Genomic DNA, 24,586 nt, shown 5'->3' with positions numbered 1-24,586 from the left:
CCCGAGCCGAGATGCCGCCCTCTCCGCAAGGGGACGAGCGGACGAGTCGACCACCACTGCTTGAGATCGTCATTCCCGCCTACAACGAGGAAGGGCGACTACCCGGGGGGCTCCTGCAGCTGTGCGCGAAGCTTGCCCGCATGCCGTTCCCCAGCTCCGTCATCGTCGTGGACAACGACAGCACCGACCGCACGGCCGAGATCGTCGAGACCTGGCCGCGCGGTCCCGTTCCCGTCCGGCTGATCCGGTGCGCGACCCCGGGCAAGGGCGCCGCCGTACGCGCCGGGCTGCTCGGCACGAGCGCGCCCTTCGTCGGCTACCTCGACGCCGACATGGCCACCGACCTCGGCGCCATCGACGTGGCGCTCGGGCTGCTGCTGTCCGGTGAACGCGTCGTGATCGGATCGAGGGGTCACGACGGCTCGCTCGTGGAGAACCGGCACAGCAAGGTCCGCGAGCTGGGGGCCTTCGGCTTCCGCGGGCTGGCCGGCCTGCTCGTGCACGGCGTGAGCGACACCCAGTGCGGCTTCAAGTTCTTCGACGGCGTACTCGCCCGCGACATCGCCGCCCAGTTGCGCACGCCGGGGTTCGCCTTCGACGTCGAACTGCTCGCGCGCTGCCTGCGGCAGGGCTCGGAGGTGACGGAGATCCCCGTGTGCTGGCGGGACATGCCGGGCTCGCGCTTCTCCCCGGCCCGCCACACGTTCGGCATCGTGCTGGAGCTCGGCCGGATCTGGCTGCGGCTGCGCGTCCGGCCACGGCCCGCCGCGCGCCCGGCCTGGGAACCGCCGCTCGACCCCGTCGGATATCCGTGAAGATCGCGGTCGTCAACTGGCGTGACCCCTGGCATCCGCAGGCGGGCGGTGCGGAGACGTTCGCCTGGGAGCTGGCCCGCCGCTTCGCGCGGGCCGGCCACTCGGTGTGCTTCGTCACCGCGCGGGCGCCGGGGCAGAGCGGGCGCGAGAGCGTCGAAGGGGTGCGTTTCGTCCGCATGGGTGGCGTCTTCACCGTCTATCCGCTGGTGCTGGGCTGGCTGCTGCTTCGCCGCGGGCGCTTCGACGCCGTGCTCGACTGCCAGAACGGGATCCCGTTCTTCACCCCGTGGGTGCTGCGGCGGCGTACCAGGGTGCTCTGCGTCGTGCACCACGTGCACGACCGGCAGTTCGGGGTGCACATGCCGGGGTGGCTGGCGGCGGTCGGGCGGTTCCTGGAGGGGCCGGTGTCGCGGTGGAGCTACCGGCGGCACGCGAGCGTGGCCGTCTCGCCGTCCACGGTGCTGGCCATGCGCGAGCGGCTCCGGTGGCGGGGGCCCGTGCACATCGTGCCGAACGGGGTCAGCGTCGCCGAGCCGGATGTGCCGTACGAGGCGAGCGCCGCCCAGCCCGGCGAGCCCGTGGAGCCTGTGAAGAGCGGTGTTCCGCGGATCGTCTGCCTCGGGCGGCTGGTCGCGCACAAGCGTGTGCACCTGCTGCTCGACGCCGTGGCGGAGTTGCGTGAGCGGTGGCCCGGCCTGGTCGTGGACGTGATCGGCAGGGGGCCGGAGGAGGCGGCGCTGCGGGAGCGGCTGCCCGAGGGCGTGACCCTGCACGGGTACCTGCCGGAGGAAGACAAGGCGCGCCTCGTCGCGCGGGCATGGCTGCACGTCAGCGGCTCACAGGGGGAGGGCTGGGGGTTGAGCGTGCTGGAGGCGGCCGCGCTCGGCGTGCCCACCGTGGCCTTCGACGTGGACGGGCTGCGGGACGCCGTACGGCACGGGGAGACGGGCTGGCTGCTGCCCGAGGGCACGGACCTGGCCAAGGGCATTGCCGCGGCACTCGACGAGCTGGACCACACTTATACCGTGAAATGTCGGGAATGGGCGGGCCGCTTCTCCTGGGACCGCAGCGCGGAACGCCTCATCACCCTCATGCACGGCCATGACCCCGGCCCAGCCCCCGGCCTCGATCCCGGCCCAAGCCCTGGGCGCGGCCTTGTCGCAGATCAAGGCCCCGGCCAGGAGGCGTGGTGAGCGAGCCGACGGGCGCGCGGCGGGCCATGAGCCTGCTTCCCACCGACAAGCTCGTCGCAGGACGGCGCACGGGAGCCGGCCGGCCGGTCGGCGAGCCGGCCAGGCGCCGTCTGTGGCTGCTGCTGTGCTGCTTCGGCTTCGCCCTGATGGCCTTCACCACCAAGCCGGGCCACCTCATCTCCGACACCAAGATGGACCTGGCGCTCAACCCGGTCGGCTGGCTGGAACGCGCCGCCCACCTGTGGGACATCCAGCACTTCGGCCAGCTGCAGAACCAGGTGGCCGGCTACGTCTTCCCGATGGGCCCGTTCTTCGCCCTGGGCGACCTGGCCGGCGTCGAGCCGTGGGTGACGCAGCGGCTCTGGCTGACGCTGCTCATGAGCGTCGCCTTCCTCGGCGTGGAACGGCTGTCGCGGCAGCTCGGTATCGGCACGCCGGGCACGCGGATCGCGGGGGCGCTGGCGTACGCGCTGGCCCCGCGCACGCTGTCCATCCTGGGCGAGATCTCCATCGAGTGGCTGCCCGCCGCGATGCTGCCGTGGATCCTCATCCCGCTGCTCACCGCGTCGGAGACGGGCCAGCGGGCGCGCGGGGCGGTCAGGTCGGCGCTGGCGGTGGCGCTGTGCGGCGGCGTGAACGCGGTCGCCGTGCTGGCCGTGCTGGTCGCGCCCGTCCTGTACATCCTGACCCGGCCGCGCCCGGTGCCGCGCTGGCGGCTGCTCGCCTGGTGGTCGGGCGCGGTGGCCGTGGCCACCCTGTTCTGGACGCTGCCGCTGCTGCTCGTGGGCCGGTACGCGTTCTCGTTCCTGCCGTACACCGAGACCTCCGAGACCACCACCGCGGTCACCTCGCTCACCAACGTCCTGCGCGGCGCCTCCGACTGGGTGCGTTACCTGCCGCTGAACGGCGTCTTCGAGCAGCCGCCCGGCTTCGCCATCGCCACCTCGGCCACGATGGTCGTGGTCACCGGCGTGCCGGCCGCGCTCGGCCTGGCCGGGCTGGCCCGCCGTGACCTGCCCGCCAAGGGGTTCGTGGTGGCGCTGTTCCTGGTGGGCGTGGTCGCGCTCGTGGCGGGGCACGCGAGCGCGCTCGAACCGGTGCTGGCCGAGCCGGTGCGCTGGCTGCTGGACGGGCCGCTCGCGCCGCTGCGCAACCTGCGCAAGTTCGACCCCTTGATCCGGCTCGCGCTCGCCTTCGGCCTGGCCCACCTGCTGGTCAGGGCCAGGATCCCGCTGCGCGCGGTCGCGGTGGCGGCCGCCGCTGCGCTCGTGCTGCCCGTCTTCAACCAGGGGCTGGCCGCGCCCGGCGACTTCGAGCGGGTGCCGTCGCACTGGCAGGAGGCGGCGGACTGGCTCAACCGCAATGCCGGCGACGACGGCGTGCTGGTCGTGCCGGGCGCCAAGTTCGGCGAGTACGTCTGGGGCCGCCCCATGGACGAGCCGTTGCAGGCCCTGACCACCGCGCGCTGGACCGCCAGGCAGATCACCCCGCCCGGCTCGGTGGGCCTGACCAGGCTGCTCGACGTCATCGACCAGCGCCTGGCCGCCGGGCACGGCTCGGCCGGGATGGCGACCGTGCTGCGCCGGCTGGGCGTGCGCTACCTGCTCGTCAGGAACGACCTGATCAGGCAGAACCTCCAGGGCGCCTGGCCGTCCCGCGTCCACGAGGCGCTGCGCGAGACGCCGGGCCTGACGAAGGTGCGCTCGTTCGGCGAGCCGGTCGGCGACAAGGAGACCGACGACGCGGTCAACCAGCTCGACGCGCCGTTCCCCGCGCTCGACCTGTACGAGGTCGCGGGCAGCAGCGACCTGGTCTCCGTGCAGGCCGCGGCCGACGCGGTGGCCGTGCGCGGCGGGCCCGACTCGCTGCTCGCGATGGGCGACCTCGGCCTGCTCGGCGACGCTCCGGTCCTGGTCAACGGCGACGCGGGCACCCGCGAGGCGCCGACCGTGGTCAGCGACGCGCTGCGGCTGCGCGAGCGTTCCTTCGGCGAGATCAGGACGAACCTGTCACCCACGCTCACAGCGGGCAGCAAGGCGGACTTCGCCGGGGTCAGGGCGCTGGACCTGCTGGAGAACGGCTGGCTGGGCGAGACGGCGGTGGCCGAGTACCACGGCATCTCCGGCATCAGCGCCTCCTCCTCGGTCGCCGACCCGTACGCGATCGCGGGCATCAGCTCCACCGGCCGCAGCCCCTGGGCGGCCATGGACGGCAACGTCCGCACCGGCTGGGAGAGCGACGGCTCCAGGCGCCCGGTGGGCGAGTGGCTGCGGGTGGACCTGCCGGGCAGCACGCGGATCCCGTACGTGAACGTGATGTTCGCCCCCGACCTGCTGCTCGGCCAGGTCATCACCAAGGTGGCCGTGGAGAGCGAGGCGGGCGGTCTGGTCCAGGACGTGCGGCGCACCACGGAGCCGCAGCGGCTGCGGGTCCCGGACGGGACCACGAGCTGGGTGCGGATCAAGGTGGCCGGCACCGCGTCGCAGGAGTGGAGCTACGGGCAGCGGGTCGGCATCGTCGAGCTGTCGATCCCCGGTGTGACCGCGGGCCGTTCGATCCGGCTGCCCGGCCAGGGCGGCGACGTGTACGTGATGGACCGAGGGCTGGACGAGCGGCCCGCGTGCATGCGTAACACGTACCGGTGGGTGTGCAACGAGGTGATGCTGGCCAAACAGGGTGAGGAGACCGGGTTCGACCGGACTTTCCGTGCGGAGTCCGCCTCGGCGGCGAACGTGCGCGGAACGGCCGTGCTGAGGGATCCGAAGCTGGTCGACCGGTTCACCCGGGTCCGTGCGGACCTGACCACCGTGACCGGCTCGTCCCAGCTCAGCGAGGACGCCGTGGTGTCGCCCAGGTCGGCCTTCGACGCCGACGGGAGCACCACCTGGATCCCCGCCTCCGACGACGCCGAGCCCACGCTCACCATCGCCTGGAAGGGCAGACGTACGATCTCCCGCGTCCAGATCGGCCGTCCCGGCGGCGACAAGCAGCCCATGGACGTGATCGTGAGCGGCGACGGCGGCGCGGTGCGCGGCGGGCGGGTGGACGAGCGGAACGTGCTCACGTTCAAGCCCATGAAGACCTCGAAGATCAAGCTGCGCTTCACCCCGTTCTCCCAGCGGCTGCAGGTGACGGAGCTGGTGGTGCCCGGCGTCGACCCGGTGGGCCGGCCCGCGGACATCCCGCTCAGGCTGGACTGCGGGCTCGGGCCGAACATCGAGGTGAACGGCCGCAGCGTCGCCACCAGGGTCGTCGGCACCCATGCCGACCTGCTCGAACAGCGGCCGGTGCGGATCATCGGGTGCTCCAAGGCAGGGCTGGCCGCCGGTGACAACCGGGTGCGGGTGGCGGGCTGGGACCCGTACGCGATCGACTCGCTCGTGGTCGGATCGCTGGCCGAGAAGCCGCGCGGCGTGGAGGGCGCGGCGGTGCAGAGCGTCTGGACCACCACGGCGCGCGAGGTCACGGTGAGCGCGCCCAAGGACGCCTTCCTGGTCGTCAACGAGAACTACAACGCCGGCTGGCGCGCCCAGATCAGCGGCAAGACGCTCAAACCGGTGCGGATCGACGGCTGGAAGCAGGGCTGGGAGCTGCCGGCGGGCACGTCGGGGACGGCCGAGCTGGAATACCTGCCCGACCGGGCCTACCGGCTCGCGCTCCTGCTCGGCCTGGCCGGCATCGCGCTGCTCGCGCTGGCCGCGCTCGTGCTGCGGGGGCCGCGGCCCGAGCACGTACGCGAGACCGCCCCGGCCTCGGTGGCGCGGATGGCCAGGCCGAGGGCCCCGTACGTGATCGTGCTGGCGCTGGCCTTCGGCGGCTGGGTGGCGAACTGGCCCGGCATGATCGCGGTGCTCGCGGCGGTCCTGGTGACCCTGCTCCTGCGTTCCCGCGGGCTGCCCGCCCACTGGGCGGCGGCCGGCGTCTTCGGCGCGGCCACGGCCGCGCTGGCGGCGGCCATGGTGCTGCGCGAGTACGGGATCGACGTGGCCCTGCTCATGGACGAGGCGCCGCAGCTGGCGGCCTGCGCGGCCGTGGGCGTGCTGTTCGGCCAGCTCGTCACGGAGCCGGAGCGGCCGGCAGCGGAGCCGGAGCGGCCGGCCGCGGAACAGGTGCTGACCGGTGTCGGCTGAGCTTGAGCGCGCTCACCTCGACGAGGTGGTAGCTGCCGACGCTCAGCAGCATCGTGACGACGAACGACACCACCGCCACGCTGGCGAAGTCGCCCTGGAACGGCTGCGCGCCCATGATCTTGAGCTGCAGCGTGATCACGGGGGCGTGCCAGAGGAAGAAGCTGTAGGAGATGCGGCCCAGGTAGGCGCAGACGGGGTTGCCGAGCACGCGGTCGCGCAGCGAGCCCGGATGGGAGGCCAGCGCGAAGGGCGCCACCACGAGCACGGCCACGGCGGTCTCCAGGCTGATCCGCCAGAGCGACTGCGACAGGGTGGGCAGCGTGAGCGTGCGCGGCCCGGCCAGCCCGGTGCTCAGCAGCGCGTACAGCAGGGCGGCCAGCACGAGCAGTTGCGGGGCCAGCGAGTCGATCACGCGGCTGTGCCCGATCCACACCGACAGCACCGCCATGGCCATGCCGCAGGCGAAGAAGACCAGATGGTACGGCAGCAGCAGGGCGAGCTGCGGCTGCGCGAGCTCCCTGGCCGCGATCACGGTGGCGACCGAGATCGCCGGCAGCACGGCGATGCCCGCCAGCAGCCGCACCGGCCGGTTGCCGCCGCGCGCCCACCGGTGCAGCACCCAGGCCAGCACCGGCAGCAGCACGTAGAAGGACATCTCGATGGGCAGCGTCCACATCTGGTAGAGCCCGTCGGGCACCGGGTCGCCGGGGAAGAAGTTCTGCAGCAGCAGCAGCCACTTCGCCCAGCCCGTCCAGTCGAACGAGTTCCACGCCCACAGCGCCAGCCCGGTCACGAGCCAGTAGACCGGCATGACGCGCAGCACCCGGCGCCACAGGTAACGCAGCGGTCTCGGGCGTGGCGTATCCTCGATCACCGCGCGCGCCCACGGGCGGTAGAGGAGCAGGCCGGACAGGAGGAAGAAGATGGGTACGGCGATGCCCAGACGGCTCATCATCCAGGGGAACATGCCCTCGCGGTACATGACCCCGGTGTTGCTCCCGACGTGCAGCAGCCAGACGCCGAGCGCGGCGAACGCGCGGATGCCGTCGAGGGCGGCGTCCCTGCTCCTCATCCCTGCTCCCACTTTCTCGCTTTCCAAGCCGAAACCACGATAGAACTTGTTTCTATCAATTTGGTTGCGGTGATAGGGGCGCCCGTGACGGGCATCACCCCCTGTCATACTTTGTTGCTCGACGATCGCACCAGACGACAACGTGTTCTACTAAGGCGGAGGCCTCGATGGGTCGTATCTCAACGCTCGTCCTCATCGGGTTCGGGGCTTTCTTCATCGCGCTGGCGCCGCTGCTGAAATTCTGGGCGGCCGGCCAGATCATCTCGGCCCCGGCCGACCAGTTCGGCATCTCGCGGCTGGAGGCCAAGGGCGCCCAGTACTTCTCGCTGCAGGACCTCAAGGTGCTGACCGGCGACCTCGACATCATCGTCACCACCCGCGGTGACGTGAAGGAGGCCACCAGCGACCGGGTGGTCTGGGACGAGGCCATGGTCGTCAACGACGTCACCAACAAGCGGCCGCAGATCGACATCTCCGAGCGCCGCAGCGCCTTCAACCGCTACACGGGCGCGGGCGTGAACTGCTGCGGCACCAGCGTGGAGAAGGCGCCCGTGACGATCGAGGGCCAGGTCTACAAGTTCCCGTTCGACGTGGAGAAGAAGACGTACAAGGTGTTCAACTCCACGGCGGGCAAGGCGTTCGACGCCACGTTCGTCCGCGAGGACAACGTCAACGGCCTGCCCGTCTACGTCTTCGAGCAGTCCGTGCCGCCGACCAAGACCGAGACCCGCACCGCTCCCGCCAACGTGCTCGGCATGACCGGCACCACCGGGGACGTGCAGGTGGACCGCTGGTACGACGGCAAGACCACGTACTGGATCGAGCCCGTCACCGGATCGCCCGTCCGCCAGGAGGTGCAGCGCCACGAGGTGCTGAAGACGCAGGACGGCGTCGAGCGCTCCGCGGCCTTCATCGCCACCGCGAAGATGACCGAGAAGACCGTCGAGGAGCTGGTCAAGGACGCGCAGGACGGCAAGAGCACGATCAACCTGCTGCGCAACACGATTCCGCTGGTCCTGCTCGTCGTGGGCGTCTTCCTGGTCCTCGCCGGGATCATCGTGGGGCGCCGCCGGCCGGCCGCCGGCGAGTGACGTCCGCGCATTTGTCCCAGGGCCCGTGAGAACGGGCCCTTTTTCTTTTCCGGAAAGCGAACTAGAACGAGTTATAGTGCAAGGTTACCCGTGAGTACCAGACGAGAAGTTCTAGTCTAGAACGCGTTGCAGTTTGCCGGTCGGCGGACGTATGGTCGGGCCATGCGGACACGTGTCACGGACATGTTCGGAATCGACTTGCCGATCTTCGCTTTCAGTCACTGCAGGGACGTGGTCGCCGCGGTGAGCCGGGCGGGCGGCATGGGCGTGCTCGGCGCGCTCTACTTCACGCCGGAGGAGCTCGAACAGGAGCTCAAATGGATCGACGACCACGTGGACGGCAGGCCGTACGGGGTCGACGTGGTCATGCCGGCCTCGTACGAGGGCGCCGACTTCGCACCCGAGGAACTGGTCGGCCGGCTGCGCTCGATGATCCCCGACGGCCACCGCGCCTTCGTCGAGGACCTCCTGGCCAAGCACGGCGTCCCGCCGCTGTCGGCCGACGCCGAAGCCGGCCGGGTGCTGCTCGGCTGGACCGACGCCACCGCCCGCCCCCAGGTGGAGGTGGCCCTGCGTCATCCCATCGCGCTCCTCGCCAACGCCCTCGGCCCGCCGCCCGCCGACGTGGTGAAGCTCGCGCACGATCACGGCGTCAAGGTCGCCGCGCTCGCCTCGACCCCGCGCCACGCGCTCAAGCAGGTGGAGGTGGGGGTGGACGTGGTCGTCGCCCAGGGCACGGAGGCCGGCGGCCACACCGGCGAGATCTCCACCATGGTCCTCATCCCGCAGGTCGTGGACGCCGTGGACGTGCCCGTGCTGGCGGCGGGCGGCATCGGCAACGGCCGCCAGATGGCCGCCGGGATGGCGCTCGGGGCCGACGGGGTCTGGACCGGCTCCCTGTGGCTCACGGTCGAGGAGGCCGACACCCCGGAGATGGCCAAACGCCGCATCCTCTCGGCCACCTCCCGCGACACCGTCCGCTCCCGCAGCTGGACCGGCAAGCCGGCCCGGCTGCTCAAGAACGAGTGGACGCAGGCGTGGGAGTCGGAGGAGTCGCCCGGGACGCTGCCGATGCCGCTGCAGTTCATGCTGGTCTCCGACGCCCTGCGCCGCATCGGCCGCTCCGACGCCACCGAACTGGCCACCTTCCCGGCCGGCCAGATCATCGGCGTGATGAACCAGGTACGGCCGGCCAAGGACGTGGTCTTCAGCCTGGTGGAGGAGTACGGCGAGGCTTTGGACCGCCTCGCCCGCCTCACCGACGACTGACCACCCGCCGTCAGCGGCCCGGGTCCTCCGTCCCGAAGAACTCGTCCGCCTCGCGGCGCATCTCGGCGTAGTCGATGCGAGGGAGCAGCCGAAGCTTGGCGACCAGCTCTTCGGCGCTCGACCGCCGGCTGCGCGCGAGCGGCCGGAGCTCCGCCATCTCGACGCCGTCGCGGGTGATGCGGAAGATCTCACCCGCGACGACCTGATCCATGACGGCTGCGGCGTTGTCGAGGAGCTCCCGCCGGCTGATGACCTTCATCGTGCGCCTCACTGTAGCCGCTCGCGGCTTCGGCGCTGCGGAATCTTGGTCAGTGGCCGCGGTAGGTGGCGGGGCGCTTTTCGCGGAAGGCCCTTGTGCCTTCCTTGGCGTCCTCCGAGCCGATCACCGGCCAGCCGAGCTCGTCCGAGACCTTCAGGGCGTCCACCTCCGGCATGCCGAGCGTGTCCCGGTACGTGCGCAGAATCGCCTGGACGGCCAGCGGGCCCGAGGAGGCCACGTTCTCGGCCAGTTCGCGGGCCGCCGTGAGGGCCTGGCCGTCCGGGACCACGCGGTTGACCAGGCCCATCGACAGCGCTTCCGCCGCCGTGATGGGGCGGCCGGTGAGCAGGAGGTCCATGGCGTGGCAGTACGGGATCTGCCGGGGCAGCCGGACGGCGCTGCCGCCCATGGGGAACAGCGCGCGCTTGGCCTCGAACAGGCCCAGGGTGGCCGACTCGGCCACGATCCGCAGGTCCGTGCCCACCAGCAGTTCGGTGCCTCCGGCAACGGCGTAGCCCTCCACCGCGCAGATGATCGGCTTGGTCGGCAGGTCCTCGCGCAGCAGGCCCTTCCAGTGGAAGTTGGCGATCTGGGCGGCCCTGGCCTGCACCTCAGGGTCCGCCGACGGCTGGCCCATGGCCTTGAGGTCGGCGCCGGCGCAGAAGGTGCCCTGCGCCCCGGTCAGGATCGCGACTCTGATCTCCGGCTCCTCCGACGCGTACGCCCACGCCGAGGCCAGCCCGATCAGCATGTCCGAGGACAGCGCGTTGCGGGCCTCGGGCCGGTTCATCGTGACGGTCAGGACGTGGCCGTCACGCTCGATCCGGCAGTGGGGGGTGCTGATCGGCAGGAGCTCCACGGATGCCTCCGAAGTGACTTAATCAAGCGCTTGCTACGGACTTTGGCCCAGGATACGCTCCCATGAGCAAACGAGAACAGGTTCCTGTTTTGCTCGCGCGACGACGCGAGGGAGCGCCGTCGTCTGGAGGAGCGGCGAGAGCGGAGCCACCAGAGCGGGGGAAGACGGCGGCATCAAGGCGACCGAGCCCGCTTCACGGAGTGAAGCCATGAGCAGAGGAGAAACAGATGGGCACGCTCGGTTTCTGGAGGCTCGCGCAGGCGGATCCCGAGTGGATCGCGGCCGTGGACCCCGACGGCACGCAGCACCGCGCGGGTGACCTGCTGGCCCGCTCGAACCGCCTCGTCCACGGGCTGCGCGAGCTCGGACTCCAGCCCGGCGACGGCATCTGCGGCCTGGTGCCGAACGGCGCCGACGGGCTCGTCCTGTATCTCGCCGCGCTCCAGGCCGGCTGGTACTACACGCCGGTCAACTGGCATCTGACCGGGCCCGAGATCGCGTACATCGTCTCCGACAGCGAGGCGAAGGCGTTCTTCGTGCACCCGCGCTACCTGGGCGAGGGGGTCAGGGGAGCAGAGGCCATCGAGCCCGAGCGCCGCTTCCTCATCGGCGCGGCCACGGGGGTGGAGGGTTTCCGGGACGTGAGCGAGCTCACCGAGGGGCAGCCCGACACCGCCCCCGCCGGCCGCACCGCCGGCGCCACCATGCACTACACCTCCGGCACCACGGGCAAGCCCAAAGGCGTCAGACGGCCGCTCAGCGGCATGGATCCGGACGAGTCCGCCGAGCTCATGACGTTCCTCCTCACCTTGTTCGGCATCACCCCCGGCCGCCCGAACGCCCACCTGGTGACCTCGCCGAGCTACCACACGGCGGTGACCCAGTTCGGCGGCACGGCCCTGCACATGGGGCACACCCTCGTCTACATGGACAAGTGGGACGCCGAGGAGATGCTGGCGCTGTGCGAGCGGCACCGCGTCACCAACTCGCACCTGGTCCCCACCCACTTCAAGCGGCTGCTCGCGCTGCCGGAGCAGACCCGCGCGAAGTACGACCTCTCCTCGCTCTCCTGGATGATCCACGCCGCCGCCCCCTGTCCAGTCCCGGTCAAGTGGGCGATGCTCGAGTGGTGGGGCGACTGCGTCTACGAGTACTACGCGGCCACCGAGGGCGGCGGCACCCTGGCCACGCCCGAGGGCTGGAAGGCGCACCCGGGCACGGTCGGCTCGGCCTGGCCGATCAGCGAGCTGCTCATCGCGGACGACGAGGGCGAACCGGTGCCCACCGGCACGCCCGGGACGATCTACATGAAGATGATGGGCGCCACGTTCGAGTACAAGGGCGACCCCGCCAAGACCGCCGCGAGCCGGCTGAAGGACTACTTCACCGTCGGCGACATCGGCTACCTGGACGAGGACGGCTTCCTCTACCTGTGCGACCGCAAGGCCGACATGATCATCTCCGGCGGGGCGAACATCTACCCGGCCGAGATCGAGAACGAGCTGATGATCCACCCCAAGGTGGCCGACGTGGCCGTGTTCGGCATCCCGGACGAGGAGTGGGGCGAGCAGATCAAGGCCGTCGTCGAGCCGGCCCAGAACGCGGAGCCGGGCCCCGAGCTGGCCGCCGAGCTGCTGGCCTCGCTGGAGGGCCGCCTGTCCAGGATGAAGTGGCCCAAGAGCATCGACTTCATCGCCGAGATGCCCCGCGAGCCCAACGGCAAGCTGCTGAAACGCAAACTCCGAGCCCCGTACTGGGAGGGACACGACCGTGCCATCTGATCCCCTGGTCGCTCAGCACGTCCTGGAGTTCCCGGGCGGCTACACGCGGACGACAGGACCGGTGATCGGCCGGTTCCTGACCGAATTACGCGCTCGCCGCATCGTGGGGGTCAGGACGGCGGAGGGCCGGGTGCTCGTCCCGCCCCTGGAGTACGACCCCGAGACCGGCGAGCCGGTCACCGGCGAGTACACGGAGGTGGGCCCGGCCGGCACGGTGAAGACGTGGGCCTGGGTGGAGCGGCCGCTGGACGGCCACCCCCTCGACCGCCCCTTCGCCTGGGCGCTGATCGAGCTGGACGGCGCGGACACCGCGCTGCTGCACGCCGTGGCCGCGGACAACGCCAAGGCGATGGCGGCGGGCATGCGGGTCTGGCCGGTCTGGAGCGACCGGCCCACCGGCCACATCACCGACATCTCCCACTTCGCGCCCGAGGTCACGAAGATCGTCTCGAACGTACGCGCCGAGTACCGCCTCCAGGCCGGCGGCGCGCTGCGGATCTTCCTTGAGGGCGTCGAGCGCGGCGTCCTCCTGGCCGGCCGGTGCGAGCGGTGCGCGAAGGTGTACGTGCCCTACCGGCTGAACTGCCCCGAATGCGGACAGAGCCTGGGGGACACGTTCGAGGTGCCCGACACCGGGACGATCACCACGTTCGCCATCAACAACCTGCCCGATCCCCGGGCCCCCGAGGTGCCGTTCGTCTCGGCGTACATTCTGCTCGACACCACCGACATCCCCATGATCGCCCTCATCGGCGACGTTCCCGCACACGAGGTGCGCCAGGGGATGCGGGTCAAGGCGGTCTGGGTGCCCGAGAGCGAGCGCACCGCGTCCATGGCGAACATCCGCTGGTTCGCCCCCACCGGCGAGCCCGACGTGGAGCTGTCATGAGAGATGTGGCGATCGTCGCGTTCGCCCAGACGCGGCACACCGATCACGACACCGGCCTGACCGAGCCCGAGCTGATCGCGCCCGTGATCAACGAGATCAAGGAGCGCACCGGGCTCAAGCGGTTCGGCTTCACCTGCTCAGGCAGCTGCGACTACCTCGCCGGGGCCCCGTTCTCGTTCGTCTCGGCCCTCGACGCGCTGGCCGCCTGGCCGCCGATCTCCGAGAGCCACGTCGAGATGGACGGCGCCTGGGCCCTGTACGAGGCGTGGGTCCGGCTCCAGCACGGCGACATCGACTCGGCCCTGGTCTACGGGTTCGGCAAGTCGTCGCTCGGCGACCTGCGGACGATCATGACGTTGCAGCTGGACCCGTACTATCTGGCGCCGCTCGGCCTCGACCAGCTCTCCTACGCCGCGCTCCAGGCCAACGCGGTCGGCGCGGACCGGGCGGAGCTCGACGAGATCGTCCGGCGCAGCCGGGCCGACGGCCGGGGCAACCCGTACGCGCTCGATCTGCCCGAACCGGACGGCGAAGACTTCGCCGTACAACCACTCAAGAAGACGGACGTGCCCCCCATCACGGACGGCGCCGCCGCGATCGTGCTGGCCACCGGCGACCTGGCCACCCGGCTCTGCTCCACCCCCGCCTACATCAGGGGCATCGCCCACCGCACCGAACCCCACTACCTGGGCCTGCGCGACCTGTCCGGCTCGGCCTCCGCCGCCGACGCCGCCCGGGCCGCCGGAGTCGGCAAGGCGCCCGTCGAGGTGGCCGAGCTGCACGCCCAGTTCCCGCACGAGGAGATCATCCTGCGGCGGGCGCTCGAACTCGGCGGCGGCACCCTGATCAACCCGTCGGGCGGGCCGCTGGCCGCCAACCCCGTCATGGCCACGGGGCTCATCCGCATCGGCGAGGCCGCGCGGCACATCCACGACGGCCGGGCCCGCCGCACGGTCGCCCACGCCGCGAGCGGCCCCTGCCTGCAGCAGAACCTCGTGACCGTCCTGGAGGCATGACCATGGGAAACCGGTGCGCGGTCATCGGCGTCGGGCAGACGCACTACACGACCAAGCGCAGGGACGTCTCGATCGCCGGCCTGGTCCGCGAGGCCGCGCTGCGGGCGCTGGAGGACGCCGGGCTGACGTTCAAGGACATCGACGCCGTGGTCATCGGCAAGGCGCCCGACCTGTTCGAGGGCGTGATGATGCCGGAGTCGTACCTGGCGGACGCGCTCGGCGCGGCGGGCAAGCCCATGATGCGCGTGCACACGGCGGGCAGCGTCGGCGGCTCGACCGCGCTGGTCGGCGCCTCACTCATCCAGGGCGGCGTGCACGAGCGGGTGCTCGTGGTGGCGTTCGAGAAGCAGTCGGAGTCCAACGCCACCTGGGCGCTGTCCACGCACCTGCCGTTCAGCGCGTCGCTGGTGGTGGGCGCGGGCGGCTACTTCGCCCCGCACATCCGCGAATACATGCGCAGATCCGGAGCACCCGGGCACATCGGGACGCTCGTCGCGGTCAAGGACCGGCTGAACGCGCTGAAGAACCCGTACGCGCACCTGCGGATCCCCGGCATCGACCAGAAGATGGTCGAGTCCACGCCCATGCTCTGGGAGCCCATCCGCTACCTGGAGACCTGCCCGTCCAGCGACGGCGCCTGCGCGATGGTGCTGTCGTCCGAGTCGGCGGTCACCGGCACGCCCGCCTGGGTGCACGGGACGGCCATGCGCTCCGAGCCGATCTTCCGCGCGAGCCGCGACACGGTCAGCCCGCAGGCCGGCAAGGACTGCGCCGCCGACGTCTACCGGCAGGCCGGGATCGCCGACCCGCGCCGGCAGATCGACGTGGCCGAGGTGTACGTGCCGTTCTCCTGGTACGAGCCGATGTGGCTGGAGAACCTGGGGTTCGCGGCGGAGGGGGAGGGATGGAAGCTCACCGAGTCGGGCGCCACGGCACTCGACGGTGACATCCCGTGGAACGCCTCGGGCGGGGTGCTGTCCAGCAACCCCATCGGGGCGTCGGGGTTGATCAGGTTCGCCGAGGCCGCGCTCCAGGTGCGCGGGATGGCGGGCGAGCACCAGGTGGACGGCGCCCGGACGGCGCTCGGCCATGCCTACGGCGGGGGAGCCCAGTTCTTCGCGATGTGGATCGTCGGACGGGAGAGACCCTGATGGAGTTCAACCACGCTGACCTGTTCGAAGGGCTCGCGGACACGATCGGGGACAGGACGGCCGTCGTCTGCGGCCGGGAACGGCGCACGTACGCCGAACTCGAGGCCGAGGCGAACCGGCTCGCCCACTACCTCACGGACCTCGGCGTCCAGCCCGGCCAGCACGTCGGCCTGCACCTCTGCAACGGCGTCGAGTACGTCGCCGGCATGCTCGCCGCCCTCAAGATCAGAGCCGTGCCGATCAACGTCAACTACCGCTACGTCGAGGCCGAGCTGCTCTACCTCTACCGGGACTCCGACCTACGGGCGCTGATCTACGACGTGGAGTTCGAGCCACGGGTGGCCGCCGTGGCCGGTCAGGCGCCGCTGCTGGAGCACCTGATCTCGGTCGGCGGGCCGCCGTCGATCGGCTCGGCGGTCCCGTACGGTACGGCGCTCGAACGAGGCAAGCCGGAACGCGGCTTCCCCGCCCGGTCCGGCCAGGACGTCTACATCATCTACACCGGCGGTACCACCGGCATGCCCAAGGGCGCGATGTGGCACGTCGAGGACCTGTTCATGGGCTTCGGCGGCGGCAACCCGTACGGCGAGCCGCGCACCACCCCGCAGGAGGTCGTCGACGAGGCCGTCAAGGCCACCCCCATGATCATGATGGCGGTGCCGCCGCTCATGCACGGGGCCGCGCAGATGACCACGTTCATCTCCTGGTGGATGGGCTCGACCACCGTGTTCGTGCGCAAGTTCGAGGCCGCCGAGGTGTGGCGGACGGTTGAGCGCGAGCGCGTCTCCACCATGAACATCACCGGTGACGCCATGGCCAGGCCCCTGACCGAGGCGCTGGAGGGCGGCGACTTCGACCTGTCCTCCCTGTTCGTGATCAGCTCGACCGGCGCGATCCTGTCCGGCGCGGTCCGCGACCGCCTCCAGGAGCTGCTCCCGAACGTGATGATCCTCGACAGCTTCGGCTCCACCGAGTCCGGCTACACCGCCTCGGGCGTGGCCGGCTCCTCCCCGGAGAAGGGCCTGCGCTACAAGCCGAACGCCGTCGTCACCCTGGCCGTGCTCGACGAGAAGAACCGGCCGGTCGAGCCCGGCTCCGGCCAGATGGGCACCGTGGCCAGGTCGGGACGGGTCGCCTTCGGCTACTACAACGACCCCGAGAAGACCGCCCGCACGTTCGTCACCGACGAGGACGGCACCCGCTGGCTGCTCACCGGTGACCTGGCCACCGTGGACCCCGACGGCACCGTGAACGTCTTCGGCCGCGGCTCGCAGTGCATCAACACCGGCGGCGAGAAGGTCTTCCCCGAGGAGATCGAGGCGGTGCTCAAGGGCCATCCCGGCGTGTTCGACGCGGTGGTGACCGGGGTGCCGGACGAACGCTGGGGCACCAAGGTGGCCGCCGTGATCGAGCCCCGGCCCGGGACCGAGGTGACGGCCGCCGAGCTGGACGCGCACTGCCGGGGGTTGCTGTCGGGGTACAAGGTGCCGCGGACGTACGCGTTCGTGGGCGAGATGGTACGGTCACCGGCCGGCAAGGCCGACTACCGCTGGGCCAGGGAAACCGTCGAGAACGCCGGCGGCTGAGCGGCCTGTCGCGTCGGCTTTGGGGCCGCGTCGGGTTTTGGGGCCGCGTCAGGTCGGGCGGCTCGGCGCGGCCTCGACCGTTGCCCGGCCGGGGACGGTGGTCAGGTCAGGCGGCGTAGCTCGGCCTCGACCGCCTTCGCGTCCGCGCCCTTTCCGGCCTTCTCCAGCAGCTTCAACCGGCCGAGCAGCACGTCCCGCAACAGATCGCTCTCCCCCGCTGGCAGCTCGCGCAGCAGGTCGGCCGAGACGCGCAGGGCGGCGTCGGCGGCGTCGTCCCGGCCCAGCTCCTGCTGGCAGAAGCCGAGCCGGGCGTGCGCCACGGCCCTGGTCAGCTCGTCCCGCGTCACCTGGGTGGTGCGGTGGAAGACCAGCCCGGCCTCCAGCGCCCGCCCCGCCTCCATCAGCGCGTCGCCCAGCATGAGCATCGCCCGGGACAGCAGCCCGCCCTGCATCGGATTGCCCGGCGAGAACCGTTCCAGCGCCGCCACCGCCTCCCGCAACGGCTGGATCGCCTCAGCCGCCAGCTCCCGCATCCGCAGCGCCCCCGCCAGCGTGAGGCAGGCGCCCGCCCGGCTCGTGTGCACGGCCTGCGCGTCCATGCCGGTGGTCAGCAGCTCGTCGTAGATCGCGATCGCCTCACGCGCCCTGGCCTCGGCCTCGACGCCGTCGTCCAGCCGCAGCAGGGGCAGCAGCTCGGAGCTCTGCGCCAGGGAGTCCGCCAGCACCGCCCGGTACGTCAGGTCGTCGGGCGACCGCCTGGCCTGCGGGATCAGCTCCTCCACCAGGGCGTTGGCCTGCTCCAGCTCACCCAGCATCATGTGGCACCCGGCCAGCCGCTGAGTCGCCAGAACCCGCTTCACCGTGCCCGCCTCGTGACCGTTCGCGGCGATCTGTGCGTACTCGGCCGCGTCCTGCGGCCGCCCGGCCGCGAGGAGATCATCGGCGATCAGCCCAGCCGTCTCAGCCGCCGCCAGCGGTTCGGGCAGCCCGCTGAACAGTCGCAACGCCTCGACGAGATGCGCCATCGCCTCCTGCTCCCGCCCGAGCGCCCGCAACACCCGCCCCCGCACCTGCACCGCCTGCGCCCGCACCAACTCCAACCCCACCGACGCAGGCCCGTCCAGCCCCACCACATCGGCTCGCTCCAGCCCGGTCCCGTCCAGCCCGGTCCCGTCCAGCCCGGTCCCGTCCAGCCCGGTCCCGTCCAGCCCGGTCCCGTCCGGCTCGGTACCAAGCGGCTGAGTCCTGTACAGCTCGGCCCCAAATAGCTGAGTCCCGTGCGGCTCAGTCAGGTACAGCTCGGTCCCTTGCCGTTGGGCCCTGTGCAGCTCCGCCCCTTGCATCTCGGCTCGGTCCAGCTCCGCCAGCGACCAGGCGATCGCCTCCAGAGCGGCCTGCGGGCGGTCCAGCGCGGCCAGGGTCGAGCCGAGCTGGGCGTAGGTGACGGCGGCCACGGCCGGGTCCTCCAGCTCGTCACAGAGGTCGGCGGCACGCTCGCAATGGGCCAGCGCCTCGACCGCGCGACCCTGTTCGAGCAGCCCGGCCGCGTAGTGGTTCAAGGCCATGGCCAGCGTACGATCCTGCCGTTCACCAAGAAGATCGATCGCCTGCTCGACCACGGCCGGCCCGGCCCGTTCACCCCGCCTGCCCGCACCCCCGCCCCGTTCCCGCACCGCCACAGCGACAAGCGCCGCCAACGCCGACCCGAGCGACTCCCGATGGGCACCGGAGACAGCGGCAAGCCCCCGATAAACGCGGACAGCCAGCTCCTGAAGGTGCACAGCAGCCGCAACGTCTCCAGCCCGCTCCGCCGCCACCGCGAACTCCCCCGAACACCGCCCGAACTTCTCATGCACCCCCAGCCCACCCCCCACCAACGCCTCGCGCTTGGCCGGCGTGGAGCCCGTCGCTGACGCCTCGTGCCTTGCCGTCGGAGACGCGATCACCGGCCCCTCATGCTCGGCCAGCGTGGTCGGCGTCAGTGGCACCTCGCGTTCCAGTGCCTCGGTGAACCCCGTCAGGGGCCCCAGCAGCCCGGCCGCACCTTCTCCCGTGTCCGCGAACCAGGAGAGCCGCTCGACGACCGTGTCCAGCACCTCGATCCCGGGAAGCGGGCGTACCCCGAGCACCTCGGCGTACAGGCCGGTCGCCGCGGCCGGTCCCGTCTCCTCCACCCGCAGCTCGGCCAGCCGAAGCAGCGCGCGCACATGCACCTCGGACAGGTCACCGGGAACGGGTCCGAGCCGCGCCATCGCCGATGTGCCCGCCGTCAGCCGCTCCCTGGCCGCGTCGCTCTCGTGGAGTTCAGCCAGGCACAGTCCGGCCAGCTCCAGGCATGTGGCGGTGAGCAGTTGCTCGCGCTCGCCCTGCTCCTCCGGCGAGGACGGCAGGAGGCCGAGCGCCCGTGTGATCGACTGGAGTGCGGCCTCGGCGTTCTGCCTGGGATCCGCGTCGCGCCTTGTCCAGCGGATCTCCGCCTGCAGCCGCAGCGCCCCCGCCAGAAGGAGCGGCGGCCGCAACTCCTCTGCCACCAGCGCCGAGCAAAGCCGCACCAGCCGGTCCACCGCCTGCACCGCGCCTACTTGCACTTGCACCGCGCCTGCCTGCGTAGCGCCTGCGTGTGCGGTGCGGGCCTCAGCCGCGCCTGCCTGTGCTGCGAAGGCCGCCTCCGAGTGGGCCTTCGCCTCCGCCGTCGTCGCTTCTGCCGTCACCTCCGCGTCGGCCTTCGCCTTCGACGGGCAGGCGGCGCGCGACAGGGCGGCCGTCTCCAGGATCATCAGCTCGGCCAGCTCGGTACGGAACTCGGCGCTCGTCGCGGCGTGCGGCCCGTACGAGTCGATGGCGGTCCGGAGATACGGGACGGCCTCCTCGGGACGCCCGAGTCCCACGAGCGAACGGCCGAGCGCAGCTGCCACCATGCCCACCGCGATGGCGTGTGGTCCGTCGGGCGCGGCATGCCGCTGGAGCAGCTCGGCCGCCCGCGTCGCCAGCGCGAACCCGTCCGCCGGCCGCCCCGCGTCCGCCCATGCCCGGGCAAGCATGGCCTGTGCCGACAGATGCGCATGAACCAGCTCGACCCCGGCCGTATCGTCCAGCTGGCCCTGCGCCTTGAGCCGCTGCTCGGCCCTGCTCACGGCCTCCTCCGGCCGGTCCAGGAGCAACGTCAGCAGCCACGGCAACCCGGCTCTAGGCGGTCTGGTCCTCGGCAACCCGGTTCTAGGCGGTTCTGTTCTGGGCGGTCCGGTCCTCGGTAAGCCGGTCCCCGACGGGCCGGTCTCGGACGGGCCGTTCTCCGGCAGGCCAGTGCCCGACGGGTTGACCCCCGGCAGGCCAGTGCCCGACAGTCCGATGCCTAGAGGGCCCGATAGCCCCGGCAAGCCCGGCAAGCCCGATAGCCCTGGTGGGTCTGGCTCCAGTCTCCTGCGGATCCTGGCCCGTACCTCGGCATGATGGCGGGTGTAGTCAGCGTCCACGGCGCTCAGCAACCCGTACCGCTCAGCCGCGAGTTCCAGCTGGGCCAGGCCGTCAACCGGGCGGCCCAGCTCGTCCAGGCAGAGGGCCAGCAGCCACGTGCCCCTGGCCTGCGTGGCCGGATCCGGTTCGGACGGCAGCGCCATGGCCTCCTGCAACGGCCTCAGCGCCTCCTCCGGGAGGTCGTCCACCAGTAGCAGCTCGCCGAGATCGAGCAGTTGCCCGGCCAGGGCGGGGCGGTGCTCATCCGGTTCGAGGGTGACGAGGGCACGCAGGTTGCGTACGGCCTCCGCGGCGTACCGGGCGGCGGCGTCGAGATCGTCCAGGCGGGCGTGCAATCTGGACAGGACGGAGGCGGCGAACGCCAGCAGGACCCGCAGCCCGGGCTCCTCCGCCGCCAGCGTCCGCAGCCGCCCGACCGCCTCGGTGGCCGGCCGCAGCGCGTCGGCCGGTCTGCCGTGCGCCTCCAGCCACGTGGCGATCAGGTGCAGCCGATGGGCCACGTCCCTGCTGGTGGGGGCGGCGCTCCTGACGGCGGAGGTGACGGCGACGGCGATACAGGCGGCCAGCTCGGGCAGCGCGGCGGCGGCGCCGATCCCCTCGAAGGGGGTCAGCGGCTCGGGGGCCTGGAGGGACGGAGCAACCGGCACCTGCACCGACCGCCCCGCCAGCGTTCGGGACAGGGGTGTGAACGCCTCGAACCCACCCACAACGCCCTCCGCCTCTCCAGCCAATCCATGGATGGCTGCCTGCGGGTGCGGGGCAGGCGGGCGTGCGGATGGGCGCGGGTCTCGGGCGGATGCGCCTCCGGGTAGCTGCGCGGCTGGACCGACCCCGCCTGCACGCGTCGACTCGGCCGAGCCGGGCCTACTCGCTGAAGGCTGCCAGGTTGGAGCGAACGTGCTCGTGGGAAGCGGCTCGGTTGGGCCGGGCGTGCCTGGGAGAGGCGGCTCGGTTGGGCCGGGCGTGTCTGTGGGTGGCTGCCGGGTTGGGGTGGGCGTGCTTGTGGGTGGCTGGGGGAGCGGGGTGAGTGTGTTTGTGTGTGGTGGTCGGGTCAGTGGGTCGTCTTCGGTCACGGGGTCTGCTGGTGGTAGGACCGATAGGACGACTGTCACGTTCGTCGCGAAGTCCGCGTCGCCGCCTGCTGCCTCGAATGCGGCCACCGCCTCGTCCAGGCGACCGACCCCCAGGAGAGCGCAGGCGACGTTGTAGTGGGCCCGGGCGGTCTGCTCCAGGTAGCGGGGGTCGTCCTCGGCCAGGATGCGGAACCGGGCCGCCGCCTCCTGGGCGGGCTTGAGTGCGCCGCCGGCCTCGCCGCCGAGCAGCAGGCACGCTCCCAGTCCGAACGCGGCCTCCGCTCGCCCGGCCGCCTCCTCGTACGGGGGTGCGCCCGCGTACACCTCCACTGCCTCCGCCGCGGTGACGACCGCCTCGCCCACCCGGCCGACGGCGGCCAGGGCGCTCGACAGGTCCGTCAGTGCCTTGGCCTGCGCGGTCCGCTCGTCGCTCGCCCGCCAGTGGCGCACCCTCAGCTCGGCCAGCGTCACCTCGAGCGCCCGCAGCCCTGGCCCGGCGGCGGCTGGGGTACGTGGGTCCGGTCGCGCGGTGCCAGGAATCGGTCGGGGCGGCAGCGGTAGCGGCAGTGTGGCCACGGACGCGGCGATTCGCTGGTCGGTGGCGAACAGCAGGAGCGCCGCGTTGAGCATGTCGCCGAGCCGGCCGGAGGGGTTCGCCTTCGCCTGTGCGACCAGGGGGCCGAGCCGGTGGGTGATCAGCGTCCACAGTGCCGCCCGCACCCGTTCCCGGCCGGCGCACGATCGCAGGACGGCCAGCATGCGTACGAGCTGCTCGACCGTCCGGCCCTCATGGTCGTGGACGGCCAGCACCAGCGCGTCCAGGCCTTCCGTCGTGGCGAGAAGCTGCTCGGTGAGGAGGTCGGGCCCGAGGGGAGTCAGCCGCTGGTCCGGGTGCGAGCCGGAGGCGGGCGGGGGAGCGGGGAAGATCCGGCTCAGCCAGCCGGCCGCGTTCGAGGCGGCGCTGCCGTGCAGGCCGAACGCGCCGCCCGGTGCGCGGTTCCTGATCCCCGGTACGGCGGCCGTCAGCAAGCCGGGCAGCTCGGCGACGGTGGGCGCGGTGAGGGTGAGAACCGCGACGGCGCGGCGTGCCGTCACGTCGGGCAGACGTTCCTGGCCGTCCGGCCAGACCCGCGCCCACTGATCACACTCCCGCCTCAGAAACCGCCCCAGCAACCCGCCCCCGCCCGCGTCGGTACGTGCGCTCGTGCTGATTCGTCCGTCTGTATCGGTACGTCCGCTTCCGCCGGTGTATGCGTCCGTGCCCTGGCCTGCGTCCGTTTCGCCGTCCCCGTTCCCGTCGCAAAGACGCAGGAGGGCGGCCAGGTGGACGTGGAGGGGGAGGCCGTATTCGGGGTCGTCGAGGCGTGGCGGGCTGGGGAGTGCGGCGCGGCTCGGTGCGAACGCCTTCATGGCCGCGAGTGCGTGTTCGGTCCGTTCCGGGAGCGTGAGGGGGCGGCTGTTGAGGCGTACGGTCGTGGTGTTGAGCCGCCGCAGCCATCCGCCGGCCGCCGTGTCGAGTCGCCGCCACCAGTCCGCCTCGCCGGGTTCACGGACCAGTAGCAGGAGGCGTACGCGGGGGTTGTGGCCGTGCTTGGCCAGCCGTCGGATCAGCTCGCCCACGAGGGGTGCCGACGGCTCGGGATGGTCGACGACGAGGAGGGTCGGCCGCAGCGCCTCAAGGGAGATGTCCTGGTTAGTCAGGGGATCTGGTGCAGTGCCCCGATCGGCTGAGGGACCTGCCACAGCGCCTCGGTCGGTCAGGGGGTCTGCCACCGCGTCCAATGGCAGGAATCCTGCGTCCCAGCCCTCGCTCTCCAGCTCCACGCACAGCTCGCCCGCCAGCCGGGTCTTCCCCATGCCGCCGCGTCCGCTCAGCACCGCGATCGACAGCGGGCCCGGCTCGGTGGTGGCCCACGCACGCAGCTCGGCGAGCTCCTCGCGTCGTCCCAGGAACGGCACCACCGCGTGCCGCGCCATCAGCAACGTCCAGTCGGGGCAGTCCGGCGGCAGCTTCTCCCGGGCCGGCGTCATCAGGGCCGGCAAGGGGACGGCGTGGTCGCTTCCCGCCACGGTCTCCAGCCAGCCGGGCGACACGCCCGCCAGCTCCCGGAACCGTTCGTCGCCCAGTAACGCGGTCACGGGAACGACGTCCAGCCGGCCCTCGGCGTGTCCGGCCGTCGTCGGGGTGACCACCCCGATGAGCTGTCCAGCGGGCTCGGCGACCAGGACGGCCCCGCACATACCCCGCCAAAGCGGCTCAGGAGTCGCGGAGGACGGAACGCCGGCCGTCAGAGTCTTCGAGACCGCGCCCGTGGGTGGGGAGACCAGGCCGGGCAGTGTCTCGGCGATGCGGAGCCCGCCGCGCCGGATCTCCTGGGCGAACCCCCTGGCGACGCAGCGCACCGGAGGGGAGTCGCTCGCTATCCGGGCCCAGCGGTTGTGCTCGATGCCCGGAAGGTCGGTCCACATCGGTTCGGAGGTCCGGAGCAGCACCACGTCCGCGCTGCCGCGTCCCCGCCACACCGGCTCGGCCGCCGACCAGCGCGCCGACCCGGGCAGGCGTACGTGACACGAGGCTCGGCGGCTTCCCTCCGGCCCTTCGCCGTTTCCCACCGGCCGTCCACCGGCCTGAGGTGGTGGCCCACCGGTGAACGCCGGCCGTTCGCCCTCATGGGCTGATCGTCCAGGATCGGGTGTCAGGCGGGCGGAGGTCAGCACCAGGTCCGGGCCGATCACATAGCCGGAGCCGGTCACGCCGACGAGGTCGTCATGACCGGAGAAGACCTCGACGACCCGTTCGAGTCCGAGGCGGTGCGGTGGCGTGTCCATGGGTCCGCCTATGAGCTACGTCTTAGCCACGTCCCGGCGTGCCGTCTTTCTGGTCAGTGCCTGATCCCATCTCACTATCGCACTATGGCCAGGAAATTT

The 24,586-nt window shown here is 71.7% G+C and carries 14 protein-coding genes; 10 read left to right on the top strand and 4 right to left on the bottom strand.

The features are described from left to right. Positions 1 to 11 precede the first annotated feature (11 nt). From OIE67_RS39865 to OIE67_RS39855, 3 genes are read left to right on the top strand one after another with little or no spacing between them, the layout of a single operon-like run. Positions 12 to 815: a glycosyltransferase gene (locus OIE67_RS39865; RefSeq protein WP_326630239.1), complete on the top strand. Its 804-nt coding sequence runs from the start codon at positions 12 to 14 to the stop codon at positions 813 to 815. Next, the gene (locus OIE67_RS39860) at positions 812 to 2,008 is read left to right on the top strand and encodes a glycosyltransferase family 4 protein (RefSeq protein ID WP_326630237.1); all 1,197 of its coding nucleotides are present in this window, start codon (positions 812 to 814) and stop codon (positions 2,006 to 2,008) included. Before OIE67_RS39865 ends, OIE67_RS39860 begins: the two co-directional genes overlap by 4 nt. Then, positions 2,005 to 6,138 carry an alpha-(1->3)-arabinofuranosyltransferase domain-containing protein gene (locus OIE67_RS39855; protein ID WP_326630235.1) on the top strand — a complete coding sequence of 1,378 codons (4,134 nt, stop codon included), beginning with the start codon at positions 2,005 to 2,007 and terminating at the stop codon, positions 6,136 to 6,138. The genes OIE67_RS39860 and OIE67_RS39855 overlap by 4 nt, the downstream gene beginning before the upstream one ends. On the opposite strand, the gene OIE67_RS39850 is transcribed toward OIE67_RS39855, so the two are convergent. Continuing rightward, the gene (locus tag OIE67_RS39850; protein WP_326630233.1) at positions 6,065 to 7,210 is read right to left on the bottom strand and encodes an acyltransferase family protein; all 1,146 of its coding nucleotides are present in this window, start codon (positions 7,208 to 7,210) and stop codon (positions 6,065 to 6,067) included. The two genes, OIE67_RS39855 and OIE67_RS39850, sit on opposite strands and share 74 nt — an antisense overlap. Before the next feature lie 167 nt (positions 7,211 to 7,377). Here OIE67_RS39850 and OIE67_RS39845 point away from each other — a divergent pair, with 167 nt between their 5' ends. Then, entirely contained in the window at positions 7,378 to 8,301 is a 924-nt protein-coding gene (locus OIE67_RS39845; RefSeq protein WP_326630231.1) for a DUF3068 domain-containing protein, read from the top strand. Positions 8,302 to 8,463: 162 nt separating this feature from the next. Further along, positions 8,464 to 9,570 carry an NAD(P)H-dependent flavin oxidoreductase gene (locus OIE67_RS39840; RefSeq protein WP_326630229.1) on the top strand — a complete coding sequence of 369 codons (1,107 nt, stop codon included), beginning with the start codon at positions 8,464 to 8,466 and terminating at the stop codon, positions 9,568 to 9,570. A gap of 10 nt (positions 9,571 to 9,580) precedes the next feature. Here OIE67_RS39840 and OIE67_RS39835 read toward each other — a convergent pair whose 3' ends face one another. Beyond that, complete coding sequence (locus OIE67_RS39835; protein ID WP_326630227.1) at positions 9,581 to 9,829, bottom strand: type II toxin-antitoxin system Phd/YefM family antitoxin; 249 nt, start codon at positions 9,827 to 9,829, stop codon at positions 9,581 to 9,583. Between the two features lie 49 nt (positions 9,830 to 9,878). Then, positions 9,879 to 10,688 carry a crotonase/enoyl-CoA hydratase family protein gene (locus OIE67_RS39830; protein WP_106236787.1) on the bottom strand — a complete coding sequence of 270 codons (810 nt, stop codon included), beginning with the start codon at positions 10,686 to 10,688 and terminating at the stop codon, positions 9,879 to 9,881. A gap of 227 nt (positions 10,689 to 10,915) precedes the next feature. On the opposite strand from OIE67_RS39830, the gene OIE67_RS39825 reads away from it, so the two are divergent. The 5 genes from OIE67_RS39825 to OIE67_RS39805 are packed head-to-tail and all read left to right on the top strand — an operon-like array spanning position 10,916 to position 17,111. Beyond that, a complete protein-coding gene (locus OIE67_RS39825; RefSeq protein WP_326630225.1) occupies positions 10,916 to 12,469 on the top strand; it encodes an acyl-CoA synthetase in 1,554 nt (517 codons plus the stop codon). Further along, positions 12,459 to 13,358, top strand: coding sequence for a Zn-ribbon domain-containing OB-fold protein (locus OIE67_RS39820; RefSeq protein WP_326630222.1), 900 nt, complete (start codon positions 12,459 to 12,461; stop codon positions 13,356 to 13,358). The genes OIE67_RS39825 and OIE67_RS39820 overlap by 11 nt, the downstream gene beginning before the upstream one ends. Then, on the top strand, positions 13,355 to 14,374 hold the full coding sequence (locus OIE67_RS39815) for a thiolase domain-containing protein (protein ID WP_326630220.1): 1,020 nt from the start codon (positions 13,355 to 13,357) through the stop codon (positions 14,372 to 14,374). The genes OIE67_RS39820 and OIE67_RS39815 overlap by 4 nt, the downstream gene beginning before the upstream one ends. 2 nt (positions 14,375 to 14,376) lie before the next feature. Continuing rightward, entirely contained in the window at positions 14,377 to 15,525 is a 1,149-nt protein-coding gene (locus OIE67_RS39810) for a thiolase domain-containing protein (protein ID WP_326645624.1), read from the top strand. Beyond that, complete coding sequence (locus OIE67_RS39805; RefSeq protein ID WP_326630219.1) at positions 15,525 to 17,111, top strand: acyl-CoA synthetase; 1,587 nt, start codon at positions 15,525 to 15,527, stop codon at positions 17,109 to 17,111. The genes OIE67_RS39810 and OIE67_RS39805 overlap by 1 nt, the downstream gene beginning before the upstream one ends. A gap of 101 nt (positions 17,112 to 17,212) precedes the next feature. On the opposite strand, the gene OIE67_RS39800 is transcribed toward OIE67_RS39805, so the two are convergent. Further along, positions 17,213 to 24,487: a hypothetical protein gene (locus OIE67_RS39800; RefSeq protein WP_326630217.1), complete on the bottom strand. Its 7,275-nt coding sequence runs from the start codon at positions 24,485 to 24,487 to the stop codon at positions 17,213 to 17,215. Positions 24,488 to 24,586: the final 99 nt, after the last annotated feature.

It is taken from the genome of Nonomuraea fuscirosea (assembly GCF_035917475.1).
Lineage (GTDB): Bacteria > Actinomycetota > Actinomycetes > Streptosporangiales > Streptosporangiaceae > Nonomuraea > Nonomuraea fuscirosea.
The sequence above is the reverse complement of the archived record's forward strand: the minus strand, read 5'-3'. Positions and strand labels throughout refer to the sequence as shown.

What these genes read in the sequence shown, in the direction of transcription:
- OIE67_RS39865 (WP_326630239.1), top strand. Translation starts at nt 12, where the DNA reads ATGCCGCCCTCTCCGCAAGGGGACGAGCGGACGAGTCGACCACCACTG.
- OIE67_RS39850 (WP_326630233.1), bottom strand. Translation starts at nt 7,210, where the DNA reads ATGAGGAGCAGGGACGCCGCCCTCGACGGCATCCGCGCGTTCGCCGCG.
- OIE67_RS39845 (WP_326630231.1), top strand. Translation starts at nt 7,378, where the DNA reads ATGGGTCGTATCTCAACGCTCGTCCTCATCGGGTTCGGGGCTTTCTTC.
- OIE67_RS39840 (WP_326630229.1), top strand. Translation starts at nt 8,464, where the DNA reads ATGCGGACACGTGTCACGGACATGTTCGGAATCGACTTGCCGATCTTC.
- OIE67_RS39835 (WP_326630227.1), bottom strand. Translation starts at nt 9,829, where the DNA reads ATGAAGGTCATCAGCCGGCGGGAGCTCCTCGACAACGCCGCAGCCGTC.
- OIE67_RS39825 (WP_326630225.1), top strand. Translation starts at nt 10,916, where the DNA reads ATGGGCACGCTCGGTTTCTGGAGGCTCGCGCAGGCGGATCCCGAGTGG.
- OIE67_RS39815 (WP_326630220.1), top strand. Translation starts at nt 13,355, where the DNA reads ATGAGAGATGTGGCGATCGTCGCGTTCGCCCAGACGCGGCACACCGAT.
- OIE67_RS39810 (WP_326645624.1), top strand. Translation starts at nt 14,377, where the DNA reads ATGGGAAACCGGTGCGCGGTCATCGGCGTCGGGCAGACGCACTACACG.
- OIE67_RS39805 (WP_326630219.1), top strand. Translation starts at nt 15,525, where the DNA reads ATGGAGTTCAACCACGCTGACCTGTTCGAAGGGCTCGCGGACACGATC.
- OIE67_RS39800 (WP_326630217.1), bottom strand. Translation starts at nt 24,487, where the DNA reads ATGGACACGCCACCGCACCGCCTCGGACTCGAACGGGTCGTCGAGGTC.